Raw genomic sequence first — 18,816 nt, forward strand, 5'->3', positions numbered from 1 at the left:
GTTCAGTTATTATTTGTCCGTTCTGAACAAAATTCTCCCTCACTGAGGGCCCGCCTGAGAACCACTTGGCAATCCCTACAAAAGTTCCACTTGTCAGCTGGCTAATTATGACTTGTTTCACGGCTACCTAAGTGGGTTGTAATTAAAGTTCGCCCACCGTGGAGTGTCTGGTGTAAATGCCCGATTTATCTCCAAACATCTGTATTAGAAAGTGGCGGCCGTTAAGTGATAATGAAGTCGGAATTTGTTGAGCAAAAATCCTGCAAGTCTGTGATTATTGGATTTTTATTGGTCTGTGCGGTGGTCCTGCTAACTGCACCGCAGGCACTTGCTCAATCCAACTGTCCTTCTATTACCGATGATCCTGCAGGGTTCAATATTCTCAGTCACCGCTCAGGCCAAAGTTGGTGCGTTTTATGTGGTGATGGACAGGTAACCATTGAAGTTGATGTACCCAGTATTTTCAGTGGCCTATCGGGTACCCAGTCTATTCAGGATATCGTTATTACGGAGAACTTCGGGTCCTCCGGTCTAGAGTATGTGACTGGCTCTACTTCAGTGAGTTCTGGGTTTGTTCTGGGTGAGCCCACTATCAGTGGTACCACGATTACCTGGGATCAAAATGACCTGTCAGCACTTGCAGAGCGTGACGAAAATACGACCCTGACTATCACCTTCAACGTGCGAAGCCAGGATGAAGAAGAGGAAGAGCTGGTTGTTAATAATCGCACCCTAAATGCTACCGCAACTTTTGACTACTGCAGTTACCCCACCACTACAGATACTCACAGCATGGAGTTGGCGATCCGCGAGCCGGAACCCTCCATGGACAAGCGCGGCCGTAATATTGATGCGGCACAAACGAATTACACCAATAATGTCTATGGCAATATTGAAGATGATGTGATCTGGCGTATTCGTATCTCTAATGATGGTGACGCGGATATGCAGGATGCGCGTTTTGATGATTTGATGTCCAACCCCAATATGGATATCAACTACGCCTGTCCGAGTGAAAGTGCCGCTGAAGCTGTTGCCAATAATAATGGTGTTGCGCCTGGTGGCAGTAGCTGTGTTTCCGCAAGTAATTCTATTAATAACTTTGAGCTGGATGGTAACTTTTCCAATGGTTCAGGGCGCACTGACGTTCCGTCTGGTGGCGATCTGGATATTTACTTGGTAGGTAAGGTAAATACCTCCTGCACTAATGGCACCAATACAGTGTCAGATTTACAGTGGGGTTGTGAGATTGATGGTGATACGGGTGTGGGCGGTATTTCAAGCCCTGCGGAAGCCTCGGCTCCGGGCTCTGATACTTCGGAAATGCGTGTTGAGGTTTCAACTGATCTCACTATTACCCAGGAGATTACCGGTACCAACTTGAATCAACCTCTCGGTGCTTCCGGTTACGTCACTATAACCGTAAATAACCGGACGGGTGGCTCGGTAAGAGATATCCAGTTTGTCAGCGATCTGCCCGATGAGTATGTGGTTGATACCACCTTTACACCGGAAATTACCCGAGAGCGTCGCGGTATTGATAACCATGGCGCTAACTACAGCTCAGACTATGACGGCAAAGCCGATACGCTGGAATGGCGTGTGGGTTCTACTTGGAATCAATGGGATACGGATCCACTTAATAACAACCAACCGGAATTCCGCTTGTTGAGTAGTACAGTTCACTCGGTATACTCAGACCAAGAGCACATGATGCGACATGGAGATGAAATTCAACTTCGTTTCCGCATCGTTACGATTGAGCCCGACTTCTATGACCTGGATGCGGACCTGGATGTAGAGGAAGAGTCTTCTACCACCGGTACTGATCCTAATAGCAATATCGCCCTTGCAAACAATGTCCTTACTATTGATTACGAGGATTTCTGTTCTTCAAGCACTCCTGCTACTCAGGTAGAAGCCCAGTCGGTTACTCCCGACCCCGAAGATCTGGACGTCAGCACCGTTCATCCACTTTATATTGTTCGCGATAGTGGTACTTCAGAATTGACGGTGGATATCACCAATAACGGTGGCCACGACGCGGATGATTATTCCGTGTATGTCACCTTCGGTGAGGCGATGACGGTCCTGTCCAATGACCGCAGCTGTACGGCCCTGGGAAATCCCAATCTGGGCACAGTGCCAGGACACCCACTTTGGAACCAGCCTGATTATTTGCCAGATTCCTCCAGGGTGTACCTGTGTGATAGTGGTGATTTGGGGGGTGAAATTGGACCTGGTGATACAGAGCGAGTCGTTTTTGTGGTTGAAAAGAATCACTCGGCCACTGATGACGACCTGACGTTCCGTGCAGATGTCGTAGGTGAAATCACCTTATATGATGGTACCGCGCTAAGTTTCCCCAGTCCTGCATCTCTAACGGATACGACACCAAACCAGCAACTGGCTAATAATTACACCCTTGATGGTATGCGCGCGCGGGTAATGGGTTTTAACCTGGTCAAGGACCGTTCCGATGAATGTACCGAGCTGACCAGTGAAACTGCTTTCCCAAATAGCAGTGTATTGATTGGTGAAGAGTGTAGTTTTGAAATTCAAGCCGGTGGTTGGTTTGGATTCGATACACCGGGATTTACTTTGATAGAAGTGAAGGACATTGATGTTATCGATGACCTTCCCGACGGCCAGGGCTATATTGCGGATTCACCGCTAAATTGTTCAGACGTCAGCCTTCCTGATCCCACCTCACAGGCAAATTGTGTGGTTATTTCGAGCAGTGATATTGTCGAAGGCGGTGGTCTGAATAACTCTCTGAGCGAAACAGATTTACAGTGGGATATTACTACCAATATTACTGCGAAAGATCGCTGGTTCCTTGCGGATATGACAACCCGCTTGTTGAATGACCCAGTGGATACAGAAAACACTGATCCGAATCAACACGCAAATGACAGTATCGATTACGCTCGCGCCCAGTTTACTGCGGTTTTTGATACTGAAACGATTATCGTAGATAACTACAATACCAGTGGAACCCTGACCAATATTGATGGTGTTCCAACCACGGTCCCCGGTTTCCCAGATATTACTGAATGGTCGGAATCTGTCACTGTTACTGAACCCTCGATAGAAGTCGATAAAAAAGTCTGTAATGAAAATCTCTACGGCACGGGAACAAGCTGTAGCAATTTTGTGGATTTTACCGATGAAGGGCACCGGGACCAGACTTATATCTTCCGTCTCACGGTGACTAACCGGGCTGCGGATAGCGGTGTTGATCGCGCTCCCGCATACGATGTTGTAGTAACTGATACCCTGGATTCTTCCGGCCAGATGTGTGTTCAGGCAATGGATTCCGATAGCCTGGATAACGATGCTGATGGCAGTTCGGAAACTGTCAGTGGCGATGATGGCTTGGTGGGAATTACCTCTGGTGCAAATAACTATTCAGAAGCTACCCACTGTAGTGATGGTGGTACCCCGGCTATTATCACTTTTTCCTATGAGCATTCCACTGCTCTTGAGCGAATTAACCCGGGTGACTCCGTAACCCTGTATTACCGTGTGAAACCACATCAGTCAGTGGCACCACTGCAGCTGTTTACCAATACTTTCTTCGCTCGCTATGACAGTTTGGAAGGCGATTTTAGTAATCAGACTTCCCCGCAAATTGATAGTGACACGGACAATGATGGTGTCGGTGATGGCACTCCTGCAGCCGGTCGGGCACGCCACTACCAGTCCGATGATGCCGAAGCGCAGATGAGGATTATTGAAGTACAGGCAGAGCCGAAAGAAGCCCTTGAGTTCTCCAACAGCACGGCCAGTGGAACCAGCAGTGACACAGCGGTTGTCGGTGAAGAGGTACGTTACGAACTGACAGCACAGATTCCGGCAGCGAAACTGCGAGATTTTGTGATTCGTGATGAATTGCCGGCAGGTATGCGCTGTATCGAAGGGGAGACCATCGATTTAAGTGCCTCCCCATACGATGCCGCTGGCTTTGTACCGGGAGGAACTTTTAATGCTACCTGTACCAGCACAGGTACTGCAGATTACGTTGAGTGGGATTTTGGTGATCAGGAACTCACCACCGTATCCGGTAGCCTGTTTGATTTTCCGGTAGAGTTTATTGCCCGTATTGAAAACAGCAGTAACACCAATGACGGTGATGTTTTGGGTAATGGCGGTAGCTATACCACTGCGCAAGTTACCTATGTGGATGAGTCCGGTGCGGCGGTGGCGGTGCCATTTGATGCCCATGAAATAACAGTACTCGAACCACAAATACAGCTGACCAAATCCTTTGCTGTTACCAATAGTGATGCTGACGATATTTTGACAGTCACGGTTACAGCAGAAAATATTGGCAGTGCCGATGCCTACAACTTGCAGGTGCTCGACGATCTCACCGGTAGCAATCTTATTTATCTGGGCAATGTGGGCGGCAACGATCCCCCGAATAATGTCGATGTCACTACGGTGGGCACCAATGCTCCCATCTTTAGCTGGAATCGCAGTAATAGCGATTACGCTATTGCGGTTGGCAATACAAAAATATTCACTTTTGAAGTCCAGGTAGAGCAGGGCGTTGAGCCCCATGAAATCCTGGACAACACCATTGAGGCCCGCTGGCAATCCCTACCTGGTATAGATGTTGCCCTTAATAGTGGCAACTCTATTGGCATTGATGGTGCCGCTGACGGCATGCGTATTGGTGTTTTGCCTAATGTAGGCGATCCCATCAACGATTATGAAACCACTGCCAGCGCCCAGACCGAAGTGCCGTCATTAGAGTTGACTAAAACGGATTTGGACACCTCGGTAGTCCCCACCATTGGCGCCCATAAAAAATTCCAACTGGAGATTAGTTTACCGGAAGGTATCAGTGAAAATGTAGTTATCACTGATCAGTTGGGTAGCCCTGAAGGTTATGTGCTCTCTCATAATACTGACTACGATATCACATACGATTTTGTCGGTATTGAAACTATTAATGGCAGTGCGCCATCTGAATCGGCCTTTAACAGTTTTCCGGGGGATAATACTTCCGGAAATGCTACCTGGGATATCGGCACCGTCGATACCAGCAGTGAAAATGACACGGCCGGAAGCACAATTGCTCCGCTGATTCGAATTACCTATTTTGCCCGCATCGAAAATGATCTCGCCACTAATGATGGTGACAATCGCCAAAATAATGCCGCGCTCACTTACAGCAATGGGGAAAGTGGCAGCACAGAAAATATCAACGACAGCACAACCAGTGTAACGGTAGTAGAGCCGTTACTCGAGATTAATAAAACAGTGAGTAATGCCACCAACCCCGGCAATCTGCCAGTGGGTGGTGATGTGCTGGAATATGTTATTACCGTGGAGCATGATGCGGGCTCCAGTGCCGCAGCTTATGAGCTGAATTTAGTCGATACGCTGCCTTCAGAGTTGACCTTTGATAGCAGCTTTACACCTACCGCAGAAATAGGCGGTACCGCAGTATCCGGCTTTGTCGCCACACCAGCGGCAGCTCCAGCAGGTCCACTCGTATGGGGCCGTGACAACGGCGATAACAGTCTGGATTTAGCGCTGGGTCAAACTCTGGTGCTCACCTACCGAACCCAGGTTACAGGCGTTTTTGGTTCGCCTATCAGCAACAGTGTGATGCTGGACTGGACCTCCCTGGACGATGGCAGTATCAATGACCTGGCCTATGAGCGCGACGGTGCTGGATGCCCCAGTATTTCCGCACCTGATGATTACTGTGTTGGTCCTGCAGAAGCCAGTATCAATACGGTAGACAATACCAGTATTACAAAAACAGTAATTGCCGATACAGATACCGCAACTGCAGTGGGTACCTTGCGTGTTGGTGATATTGTCACTTACCAGCTCACCTTGAATTTACAGGCGGGAACAACACCAGCGGTAACTATTGATGATGCGCTGCCCAGTGGTTTGGAATTTGACACTGTTGTCAGCGTGAATGGGGATACCACTGCTCCCTACGACGATAGCCTGAATGATTTTACCTATTCAGCGATTTCGGTTCCCACTGCCGGCGATACCGGTACAGTTTCCTGGGATCTAGGGGATATCACCAGTAATTTCGGTAATACCAATAACTTTGTTATTGAGTACACCGCTAAAGTAGTGGCGGGTTCGGGAATCACCGCGCCTACCGCAACTCTTACCAATACGGCCCAGCTAAATTACACCGGTGCCGCCAGTACCTTGCAGGACAGCGCCGATATTACTGTACTGCAACCGGTGATCGACAATCTCACCAAGACCGATGCTACCTGGCCCAGTTCCCATATGAATGTGGACCCGGCCAACGATATTATGCAGTTTACCCTGCAGGCCTGTAACTCGGGTCTTGCCCCCGCCTACAACCTATCGCTAACTGACGATTTAGCGACGCAAATGGATGGGAGTTCCATTGCCAATCTCCAGGTGAGCCTCGACGGTACTGTACTGACACAGGGAACAGACTACACCTATAGTGCGCCGGCAACACGCGGTGATGATATGGGCTTCGATTTCCTGGTGCCGGTCGAAGCGGGTACCTGTTTGGAAATCAGTTACCAGATCGGTTTCTATACAGATATTAGTGGCGGTGAAAGCTGGGTTAACACTTTTACCGTCGATGAATTCTGGTTGCTGGAAGCTAGCAATGGCGAACAGTACTCTGCAGTTACCTTGGGCACTCCCTATCCGATGGGCACTGTTGCGACCAGTGTGACTGCTCCACAAAAAACACTGCAAACAGCGACTACTGCCGCTGTCGGTGATGAAGTTGTATACCAGATACAGGTCCCCGGCAGCGGCACCACCTCAGCCATTTACGATATTGAAATTTCCGATGTATTAGACCCCAGCCTGGAGTTGGTGCAATTGCAGGAAATTAATGGGCTTACCTACACCGATAATACCAGTGGCAATAATATCGATATGGCAATCGATATTATCCCAGCCGGTACCGTGGCAATTTTTGAAGTTCGCGCCCGGGTTGCCAACAATGCCACAGCCCAGGCCGGTCACAGCTTTGAAAATGAGGTGACTTATTCTTATGCCGCGACTGATGGCGGCACTTCTCAGTCTGGAGGTACCGGCACTGCGGCGACACTCACCATCGTCGAGCCAGAGATAAGTGCAATTGCCTCTGTCGCAAATCAAACCAATCCCGGTAACGATCCGGATGCGGGCGATGTACTGCGTTTTACCTTGGACCTCAGTGCTGCGGGTAATGCGGAAAATTCTGCAGCTTACGATCTTTCGGTTAATGAGTTGTTATCCCTGGGGCTTGAGTTTGTACCGGGCACCGTGACTTTTGCCGGAGCCTCCCAGGCAGATCCCACCGTAACTGGTGACGGAATTACTACTGCGCAAAACCTGGTTTGGGATCGGGCCAATAGTGATCTGGATATCGCCGCAGGTGATAATAGTGAACTGGTCTTCGATGTAGTTGTACTCGACAGCGTACAGCCAGCAGCTGCGCTGTCCGCAACTGCCAGTGTGGAATGGACCAGTCTCGATGAAGATAACAGCAGTATTTATGAACGTAACGGTGCTGATGGCAGCGGCGGCCTGAATGATTACTTGCTGGAAAATATTGCTGCTCAGCTAGATGCTGCCAATGACAGCACAATTAGCAAAATCCGTTCAGATGACAGCTATGGTAGCGCTGACGAGCAATTGCGAGTGGGTGATTTGGTTGAATACCAGATTACCCTCTCCCTACCAGAGGGCACGGCCTCCAATGGGCTTATTGTCGATACTTTGCCCCAGGGAATGGTGTTTGTAAGTACACTTTCAATTAATGGCCAGACTTCTGCACCATTTACTGCTGCGGCGCCCTTTACCCACACCGATATCGCAGAACCAGTGCAGTCTGGTGATCCTTCTACTGGTGCCACTACGGTTACCTGGAGAATTCCCGACCTGGCCAACAGGGGTGATAACGATACCAGCAACGATGAATTTGTTGTGCGTTACCTTGTGCGGGTTCTCAATGAGGATTCCCACCCCTGGCCAGCAACGAATACTGCTCTGATCAATACTGCAGAGTTTGGTTTTGATGCTGCCACAGGAGCTGAAACCCGCAGTGATAGCGAAACACTGGATCTGTTACAGCCGGACCTCGCCGTAGCTATTAGCTCAACTCCCGCAGATGGCAGCACGCTTTCCGCCGGTGATACCATTGAATATACCGTTACGATAACCAACAACGGTTCTTCACCAGCCTATGATCCGGTATTCCGCGATGTGATTCCTTTAGGTCTGCGCCAAGGGGGTGTCAGTGTCCAATCCCTCACAGTAAATGGTGCCGCAGCAACAGTGGTTGCACCTACTTTCGATAGCAGTACTGGCGAAGCCTTTTGGGGTTTTGCCGCAGGTACGGGTTACGGAATCAACGCTGGTGAGTCCATGGAAATGGTATATCGCGTTGAAGCGGATTCTAATTTGGGGGCTGGACTTAGCCTGCAAAATGCGGCCTATGTTGAAGTTTATTATTCGCTTGATGATAACGATTTGCCGTCTCTGAATTCCGTGGCGGTCACTGACGATTTACGCGAGGATTATGGCCCGACTTCTCCGGTGAGTGTCCAATTTAATACTCCTAATGCCGCGCCACTGTTGATTGAAGTTACCCAATTAACAGCCTCCATTGGCGAGCCGTTTAACTATCGCATTACCATCCCGGAAACGGTGCAGACCACAGCGCTTCACGATGTTACTGTGCTGATGGATCTGACTGCGTCTGCTGCAGACCTGGAATTTGTCAGTGCCAGTAAAGTGTCTGGCAGTGCATCTTTCACTCCGGAAAATAACGGCAGCTCCACCAGTCTCAGTATTGCAGATAGCACTAACGGAATTGATGTGCCTGCCGGCGAGCAAGTCGTTATTGATGTAACACTGCGACTGCTGGATATGGACCCGCCGAATGTGGACGGTTTGAATTTTGCCGCCAGTGCCAGCTACAGCTACAACTACGATAATGATAATTCCTCTGCGGGGCAGGGTGCGGGTAGCGGCAATACTACGGCGGACATGACGGTAGTAGAGCCCACGGCTATTACCCTGACTAAAACTGGCCCCACCAGTGTCCAGTCCGGTGTAGGCGGTACCTTTACTTTAGATTTGCACAATACTGGTACGGGCCCGGCCTGGGATATTAGTGTTACCGATATTTTGCCGGATAATAATCCCGGTGGAATGTGTGAAACGGCCCCAGCCAATTTCACCGCGCAAATTACTGACAGCGCCGGCACCACGACGGCCACCCTGACAGAGGGTTCCGACTTTAGCGCGGTATTCGATAACGATAGCTGCACCCTCACAATTACCTCCATTGGTTCAGTGGCAATGCTGGATGCGGATTACCATCTGCTGATTGGTTACGATGCCTATTTGGATGCCGACACCGTCGATGGGGATACGCTGACGAATATTGCTGGTGTTACTCAGTGGCACAGCTGGGATAGCAGCCTCACTGAAGTTCGCCAGTACACCCGTGCGGCGCCCACCGATGGCACTCCCGGTGTGCTGGATCATGAGGATGCTTATTCAGTTAGCGCCTCTGTGCCGACAGTGACTTTCTACAAAGCTGTGGAAAATATCAGCCGTGGAGAAAACCCGGCCACTGCCGCCAGCCCCACGGAAGTTTTACGTTACACATTGACTCTGACCAATACGAGTGGTGTTGATGTGAGCGGAGTAGAGATTACCGATGACCTGGGTCGATTAAATAATTCTGCACTGTTTGAATCGGGCACTTTACAGTTGGTAAGTGCTCCGACTGGCAGTGACAGCAGTGCTATCGATGCCTCTGCCGGTACCTGGAATAGTGGCTATCTGGAAGTCAGTAATCTGGATCTTACGGCGAGCGGTACCGCGGGAGATTCTATCCAGATTGTTTATGAAGTTACCCTGGCAGCAGTTATTGATAGTGGGACCCAAGTCTTCAACCAGGCCCAGGTTCAGCTTCCCGGGCAATTACTGCAAGACAGTGATGATCCCAACATCAACGGCACCGATGATCCGGATACGGCGGGTGATGAAGATCCCACAGAAGTACTGATTGAGTCAGAGCCATTACTGGTGGTAGAAAAAACGTCGGCAGATATGACTGATGATGCAGATCTGCTGATGGTTGGGGATACCCTGCGATATACTATTACCGCGGAAAATGCCGGTAATGAGAATGCGATCAATGCCCTGATATTGGATCAGATCCCATCTAATACAACTTATGTCAGTGGCTCTACCACCCTGAATGGCTCCACATTGTCTGATGTCAGCGGCACCTCTCCTCTGGCTGCAGGTATGAGCATTAATACCGATGGTGAAGCCGATGGTTTTATCGGCGCAACGGCCAATGGCGCACCTGCAGTGGTCATCACCTTTGATGTCACCATTAATGACGTTAATGATGGCACCGTTATTTCAAACCAAGCGTTTGTAAATGGTGAAGGTGCGGGTAGCGGTACTTTTGATGAAGTGCCCTCCGATGATCCGAATACCGATGCTCCCAATGATCCCACGATCGATATTGTTGGCGATGTACCCCTGTTAATTGCCCACAAGACTGTGGAGATTGCCGAAGACTATATTTCCGCAGGGATTGTCGATCCGGGTGATGTACTTCGCTATACCATCGCGATCACCAATATGGGTGGTGTAGATGCTCTCGAAGTAGCGCTTACCGATCAGGTACCAAATGACACTACTTATGTTGCCGGCACCACCACTTTAAATGGTGAAGTGGTCGCGGATAACGGTGGTGGTAATTCACAGTTGGATTCTGCCCTACCGGTTTCATCCGATGACCTGACTCCGCCGCTACCAGGAGCCAATGAAGGCATTATTACCTCGGGGCAAACTGCCATAGTCACATTTGAGGTAATGGTGAATGCTGGCACCCCGACAGGCACAGTTATCAGTAACCAGGGTAGTGTTGATGCAGATGAGTTGGCACTTACCCTGACCGACGCAGATGGCAACCCAGCCAATGGTGCACAGCCAACTGACGTTGTCGTGGGTGATGCCCAGTTGCTCTCCATTGTGAAAGAAGTTGCGGTTGTCGGTGGCGGTGCCGCAGAAGCGGGTGCGGTATTGGAATACCTGGTAACCGTCGAAAATATCAGCGGTGTCCCAGCAACTTATATTGAGATCACCGATGACCTGGCTATAGCCGGAGATGGAGTTCTTACTTATATCGTTGATTCGGCCATGCTCAACGGGCAGACCGACGGAATAACTGTTGTCGACACGCTAATCACTGCTGACTACGCCACAACTTACGGTGATTTGGAACCGGGAGAGATGGTTACTCTGCGTTTCCAGGCGCAGATGTCAGAAAACCTGGATTATGGTTTTACTGTATTGAATACCGCAGAAGTACAGTGGAATGATCCGGCTTCCAGCGCTCAGGCCAGTGTTGCCATTGACGTTGGCGGTACCCCGGGCATTGCCAACCTGGCTGGTTATCTATGGCACGATGTGAATTTCAATGATGCCTTGGATACGGATGAGAGCCTGCTGCTTAATTGGGCGGTAGACCTGTATTTCAATGACGAATTGATGGAAACAGTTCAGTCTGATGAAAATGGTTACTTCCAGTTCCAGGGGCTGGTACCGAACAGCTATGGTGGCCTTAGCTATGAAATGCGCTACACCGCACCAGATGCTACGGAAACTACGGCTTCATTGGGTAACTCTATTTCTGATTTCACCAACGGCCCGCAGTCCATTAGTGAAATTTATGTAGATTCGGGAGCGAACCCGCAGGACTTGAATTTGCCTCTAACACCCAATGGCGTGGTTTACGATTCAGTAACCCGCTCCGCCATTGAGGGTGCCACCCTCACTATGTTGAGGGTGAGTTCCGGTCAGGAATTGCCTGCGCGTTGTTTTGATGATGAGAAACAACAAGGGCAGGTAACCCAGTCTGGGGGTTACTACAAGTTTGATATCAACTTCAGCGATGCAGCCTGTCCATCCAACGCGGACTACCTGATTCAGGTGGATATCGCGGATGAGGATTATGTGGGTGGCGAATCACTGGTAATTCCTTCTCAGACAAACAGCGAAACTGCCGGTTTTGATGTGGCCGGTTGCCTGGGCAGCAACGCCGATATGGTTCCTGCGACCGCAAATCATTGTGAGGTTCAGGAATCATTCTCTCACCCCTCTCTTGATGTCGAGGCGCGGGATGCGGCAACGGACTACTACCTGCGAATGACTTTGGATGATGGCCAGATTCCAGGGGAAAGCCAGCTGTTCAACAACCATGTCGCCATGGACCCAGAGTTGGAAGGGGCGCTATCCATCACCAAAACCGCGGCCATGCTCAACGTAACCCGCAGTCAGTTGGTTCCTTACACCATCACTTTTGGAAATACGCTGCCAATTCCACTGACAGATCTACAGCTAGTAGATTACTTCCCGGCAGGCTTCAAATATGTCGCGGGCTCGGCGCGCCTTGATGGAGAAGCGGTTGAGCCTGAAAGCGAAGGCCTGCAATTGAGGTGGTCAGATCTGCGCGTGGAAGCGGAAGAAACCCGTGTATTGAAATTGCTATTGGTTGTGGGTTCCGGTGTGGGCGAGGGTAAATATGTGAACCGCGCCCGTATGTTTAATCAGCTCTCTGGACAGGCAGCCTCTGGTGAGGCCTCTGCCACTGTGCGCGTGGTGCCCGATCCCACCTTCGACTGTACCGATGTTATCGGCAAAGTGTTTGACGATAAAAATATGAATGGCTACCAGGATGAAGCCGAGGGTGGTTTGCCGGGTGCTCGAGTGGTGACTGCTACCGGCCTGAATGCTACAGCGGACTCCCACGGTCGATTCCATATTACCTGCGCAGTGGTGCCAAATGGGGATCGAGGTTCCAATTTTGTGCTCAAGCTCGACGATCGCAGCTTGCCAAGCGGGTATCGTCTCACCACTGAAAACCCGCGTGTGCTGCGAGCCACCCGAGGCAAGATGCTGAAGTTCAATTTTGGAGCCAGCTTGCACCGGGTAGTGCGCCTGGATATTGCCGAAGCGGTATTTGAACCGGGCACAACAGAATTGCGCCCGCAATGGCATTCCCGAATGGATTTATTGTTGGAAAAACTCAGTGAAGCTCCCTCTGTTTTACGCCTTGCCTATCTTGGGGAGAATGAAGATCCGGATCTGGTGGACGAGCGTCTGCAGGCAATTAAAGATCAGGTCGCCCAGGACTGGGAGAGCCGCGAAGGTGACTACGATTTGACCATAGAAACTGAAGTTTTCTGGCGCCGTGGAGCGCCTCCTGGTAAAGGAGGTTTGGAGTGATGTCCTTTGCAAAACGGAATCGTGATCAGCGAGCTTGCTCGATAAATACTGCCGCGAAGACGACCCGCTTTTTCCCCCGGCGGGACTGCCGTCTCGCCACTGCGATCGCGTTGGCATTAACACTTCCAGCGCAGGCCCAGGAAGCGGGTGCGCAAGTAGATGAGCCTAGTTGGTGGCAGGTCTGGCAAAAAATTCCAAGCCTGAGTTCTGAAGAAAGTGGAGCTCAATCCGAACTCGAAGAGCAGTCGATAGGCAGTAATACTGAAGGTATGCTGCTGCGCGCACCTACAAATCAATGGTTGCAGGATGCGACTCAATTTGTTGCACCGCTGGACCCGATTGTGGTGGAAGATTTTATCGACCCAATCCTGTTCTATGGCGTTGAGGATGAAATACCTCTGGAGGCAGTGGAGTTACTGCGCCAGAGCTTGAATGACTTGGGTGAGACGCCCAATTTTAAGTTGCACTTTATTGGCCATACAGATTCCGATCCCCTTACCGGGGAACAGGTAGCAGACTTTGCCAGCAAAGAAGAATTTACTTTGGCGCGGGCCCAGTTCGTGGCGGACTTCCTTCAAGAGGCCCTTGAACTGCCTGAGCAAATGATTATTGTTGAAGGGCGAGGGGATATAGAACCCACAGCGGATAATATTACTACCGCAGGTCGTGAAGAGAATCGCCGAGTACAGGTAAAAGTAACCTATGACGCCCTGGATGAAAAAGCCATGGCGGACCGTGCCCGTGCGGAAGCATTGTTGCTCAACCGGGTGAAAGTATGCCGCCAGGAAACGGTGTGCAGGCTTACTTATGCCGCAGGCAGTGAACAGCGGGCACGCATTAGAAACCTGGTGACGCCACTGAGGATGGAGCCCGGGCAAACAGAATTGCCGGAAGCCTTTATTCGCCGTATCCGCGAGGTTCGATCCAACCTTGCGGATAAAAACAACCTGGTTATTCACTTTATTGGTCATACCGACGCCCGCCCCCTGGACGTGAGTGAAAATCCGGAAGCCCAACAGAGTGCTTATCAGGAGCGATCCTATAGCGAATCCCGCCGTGTCGCTCAGGCCCTGGGTTCTGCACTGAATTTGCCTGCGGCCATGGTCACCAGCAGTGGCAAGGGGGCAAGTCAACCAATAGCGGCCAACGATACGCCGAAAGGCCGAGCCCTCAACCGTCGCGTAGAAGTGGAATTTTGGTATGACGACCCATTGGAAGTCGCTACAGATTCTGTTCAGGCCTGTCCGGAAGCTGCCGCTGCGGAAACTCTCACCATTGCCTATGAGTCTGCCGGTGGAAAACTGTCGCCGATTCGTTTTGATAATGGCGATCCGATTATCAGTCAGGCACAGCTAACACAAATACGTGCGGCCATGGCTGAAATTTCCAATAAAGCGAATGTTCGTCTGAGCTTTATTGGCTACAGCAATAACCAGCGTATGGATCGCCGCGAAGCGATGGTTTACGGCGATGACCAGGGACTGTCCGGTGCCCGCGCTCAGCGCGCTATGGCACAGGTACAGGAGTTGCTCAACCTCGAAGATACCCAGGTGGAATTTGAAGGGCGCGGCTACGTCCAGTCCGCAGATGTAGTGAGCAATGGCTTTGAGCAGCGGGATGGCGCCAGGGTTGAGGTCGAAATCCTGTACGATGAACTGGCAATTCTCACTGAAAGTGATCGCCTGGAAATCGAGCGCATTAATCGTGAAGCCATAGCCAATAATCCCTATGCACTTAACTTGATGCGTATTACTGTCGACGGCAGCCCGGAATACGACCCCTATAAAAACTCGGCGGACTTACAGCGCTGTACTGATGTGGCCTTGCAAGAAGCGAATATTCAATTTCGCTTCGACAATAAAAAAATGCAACCGCGCCTGAATGTGACAGCATGGCCCAATACCATCCGTTACGCAGATAACCCGGATACCGACCTGGCAGAGAACCGGGTATTTTTCAGTAGCTATACCAACTATCCCTCTTTTATTAAAAGTACCGAAGTGCGATTGTTCGAAGAGGGACAGTCTCTGCGCGATACACCTCTGGCAATTGTACCGCTGGATCACTTTGGCAAAGGGGAATGGCATGCAGAATTTTCTGAATTCCAGGCGCCTTTAAAAAAATTACACTACGTACTGCGTGCCTATGACAACAAGGGCCGCTATGACGAGACCACGGAACAGACCCTGTGGTTGGTAGATCAAATTGAAGAGTCTTCAGAAAATGAAGATATTGGTAGGGAATTATTAGTAGGCTATGGTGAGAACCGCTTAGCGCAGCGGAACATCCCTCTGGATGGTAACAGTGTATTGGTCAATGGCACTCAGGTGCCGTCCGGGCACACCGTATGGTTAGCGGGCAATCCGGTACCGGTCGATAGTCAAGGCCAGTTTATCGCCGAGCAAATTTTTGAGCCGGGTATGCATACGGTTGAAGTGGCGATACTCGATGATGAGGGTAATGGCGAACTTTTCCTGCGGGATTTGGATTTTGCCAAAAACGACTGGTTTACTGTAGGTATTGCCGACCTTACTGTGGGTTACGATAAAACCAATGGCCCTGCGGCCCTGGTTACTGGTGATGAAACTCATTATGACAATTCAGTAAGCTACGATGGCCGTCTGGCGTTTTACACCAACGGCGGTTTCGGGGAAGGTTGGCGTCTGTCGGCCAGTGCAGATACCGAAGAGGGCCCGGTAGAGGATCTGTTTTCCAACTTTATGGAAAAGTCTCCCGATGCCTTGTTCCGCCGCCTGGATAGTGATTTGTATTACCCGACGTTTGGCGATGACTCCACCGTAGTTGAAGACGCCCCCACGTCAGGCAAGTTTTATGTGAAATTGTCCAAGTACGATGACTACGGTCTCTGGGGTAATTTCAAAGCCAACTACGCCGATAATGAGCTCGCTCAAATTGACCGAACGCTCTACGGCGGTAGTGGTCACTTTGAAACCGATGCGATGACCAGCTTTGGTGAGAAGCGCTTTCAAATAGATGCCTTTGGAGCAGAGCCGGGAACCATTGCCGGGCGCGATGAGTATCGTGGAACCGGCGGTTCCCTGTATTACCTCCGTCACCAGGACATTTCCAGCGGTTCGGAAAGTTTACGAGTAGAAGTTCGGGATAAAGATTCCGGGCTGGTGCTCGCAGTTAAGACCCTTACCGCAGTAGTTGATTACGACATCGACTATATCCAAGGGCGTATCCTGCTTAACAGCCCCTTATCTTCCCTAGCAAATGATGAACTGCTCATTGAAGATGGCGCTTACAACGGCAATCCCCAATACCTGGTAGCACGCTACGAATACACACCAGGTTTTGAAGAAATGGACACCTTGGCTGTTGGTGGGCGTGCCCACTACTGGTTGGGCGATCACGTCAAATTGGGCTTCAGCAGTATTCAGCAAGACGAAGATGAAAATGAAAGTTCCTTGCAGGGTATTGACCTGACTTTGCGTAAAAGCGCCAGTAGTTGGGTGAAAATTGAAATGGCCGATAGCGAGGGCAGCAATCTCGATAGCGTCAGTTCGCTCGATGGCGGCTACACCTTTGATGATGAAAGCCTGGATTCCACGGTTGCTGCGAGTGCAACCAAAGTGGAAGGCGTTTTACAGCTGGGAGATTTCTTCGAGAGTTTGCGTGGCTCTGGTAGTTTTTACCATCAAGAGCGTGAAGCTGGTTTTTCCGGTCCAGGCCAATTTGTGGATGGCGATACCATCCAATATGGCGGTGGCGTTAACCTGCCGATCGGCGAAAGTTTTGATGTAAGAATCAAAGCCGACACCAAAGAGGAAGAGCAGGGGTTGCAAACCAATGCCATGGACTTGATGCTCGGCTACCGTATCAATGATCACTGGCGACTCACCTCCGCAGTTCGCAATGATAGCCGTGAAGATGAATCCGAAGTTGTCGCCGCTACCCAGACAGAGGGGGATCGCACAGATGTTGCTGTCGAGGCGAGCTATGATTCCGGTGAGAGTTGGAGCGCCTTTGGTTTTGTTCAGAATACGATGGAAGTGACCGGTACCCGCGAAGAGAACAATCGCATCGGCCTCGGCGGCGCTTATCGGGTGAGTGACCGTTTGACAATGGACAGTGAAGTTTCCGGTGGTGATACTGGCACAGCTGCCCGACTCGGTACGGACTTTCTGGTGACTGACAGAACCAGCCTCTATATGAATTATGCGCTGGATAACGAGCGCAGCGATACCGGTGTGCGTGCACGCAAGGGCAATATGAGTACCGGCTTCCGCAGTCGCTATTCTGATACGCTAAATATTTACGGTGAGGAGCGCTACAGTCACGGTGATGTTTCCACTGGCCTGACCCACGCCCTGGGTATGGATCTGGCCCCCAATGACCGTTGGACCTATGGCACTACCCTGGAGGCGGGCACACTCGAAGACCCGGATACAGGAGCCAAGACCGAGCGCAATGCCATGGGCTTTAATGTGGGCTATGGTTTGGATGCTATACGCATCGCATCCGCGCTGGAATACCGTACGGATATATCGGAAACGGTATCGGGCGAAAATACTGTATCGGAAACTGAGCGCGATACCTGGCTATTAAAAAATACCTTCAACTACCAGTTCACCCCGGACTGGCGCTTGGTTGGCAAACTCAACTATTCAGACAGCAAAAGTTCGGAAGGTGAATTCTACGATGGTAAATTCACCGAAGCGGTAATGGGTTATGCCTATCGCCCGGTAAACAATGACCGGCTGAATACCCTGATGAAGTACACCTATTTCTATAATGTGCCGACCCAGGATCAGGTTACGGTTGAAAATACCTCCACGGAATTTATCCAAAAGAGCCATATCTTTTCGATAGACGCCAGTTACGATCTCAATCGACAGTGGACTTTGGGTGGCAAGTACGCCTATCGTCTGGGCCAGTTGAGCATGGATACGGAAGACCCGGAGTTTTTCGATAGCCGTGCGAGCCTCTATGTACTGCGTGCCGATTGGCATTTTATCAAACGCTGGGACCTCCTCTTGGAAGCGCGTCTGCTCGATTTACCCGATGCCCAGGATAGCAAGAGCGGCGCCTTAATCGGCTTGTATCGCCATGTTGGCGACCACCTTAAGTTGGGGGTGGGCTACAACTTTACCGACTTCTCTGATGACCTCACCCAGCTGGACTATGACAGTCACGGGGTGTTTATTAATATAATTGGTAAGCTGTGATTTTGGAGCCCGGCAATTGTCGGGCTTAATTCCAGAAGTTTTAAATAACGGAAGCGTTCAGTAATCGGGTAGTTTGCCGCTATACATGATAAATCTTTATTCGTTTCTATACTTCTTCTTGGTATAGCAAGCTTCATACTAGTCTTAACTCTTAAGATTGCTTTTTACTTACTTAAATTGATAGAGCAATCTGTAGCGACAAGATAAAGGCTTCCTGTATATTGATGATATCCATATCAAACAAGGAGTGACCTAGCTCATTGTTTTTATTAGCACTAACCAATTGTTTAAGTCGAACTAAACACTATTTAAGTGTTAAAAAATATATGCTATTTCTTTGAAA

General features: G+C 50.2%; 2 protein-coding genes. Both read left to right on the top strand.

What is annotated here, in order from left to right; all coding sequences use genetic code 11:
* The first annotated feature begins 231 nt into the window (after window positions 1-231).
* Window positions 232-13,281, top strand: a complete 13,050-nt coding sequence (locus ACYX4J_RS06905) for an isopeptide-forming domain-containing fimbrial protein (protein WP_476178161.1) — start codon at window positions 232-234, stop codon at window positions 13,279-13,281.
* A complete protein-coding gene (locus ACYX4J_RS06910) occupies window positions 13,281-18,473 on the top strand; it encodes an OmpA family protein (RefSeq protein ID WP_476178162.1) in 5,193 nt (1,730 codons plus the stop codon). Before ACYX4J_RS06905 ends, ACYX4J_RS06910 begins: the two co-directional genes overlap by 1 nt.
* Window positions 18,474-18,816 lie beyond the last annotated feature (343 nt).

The organism is Microbulbifer sp. ABM4_008, from assembly GCF_056311705.1.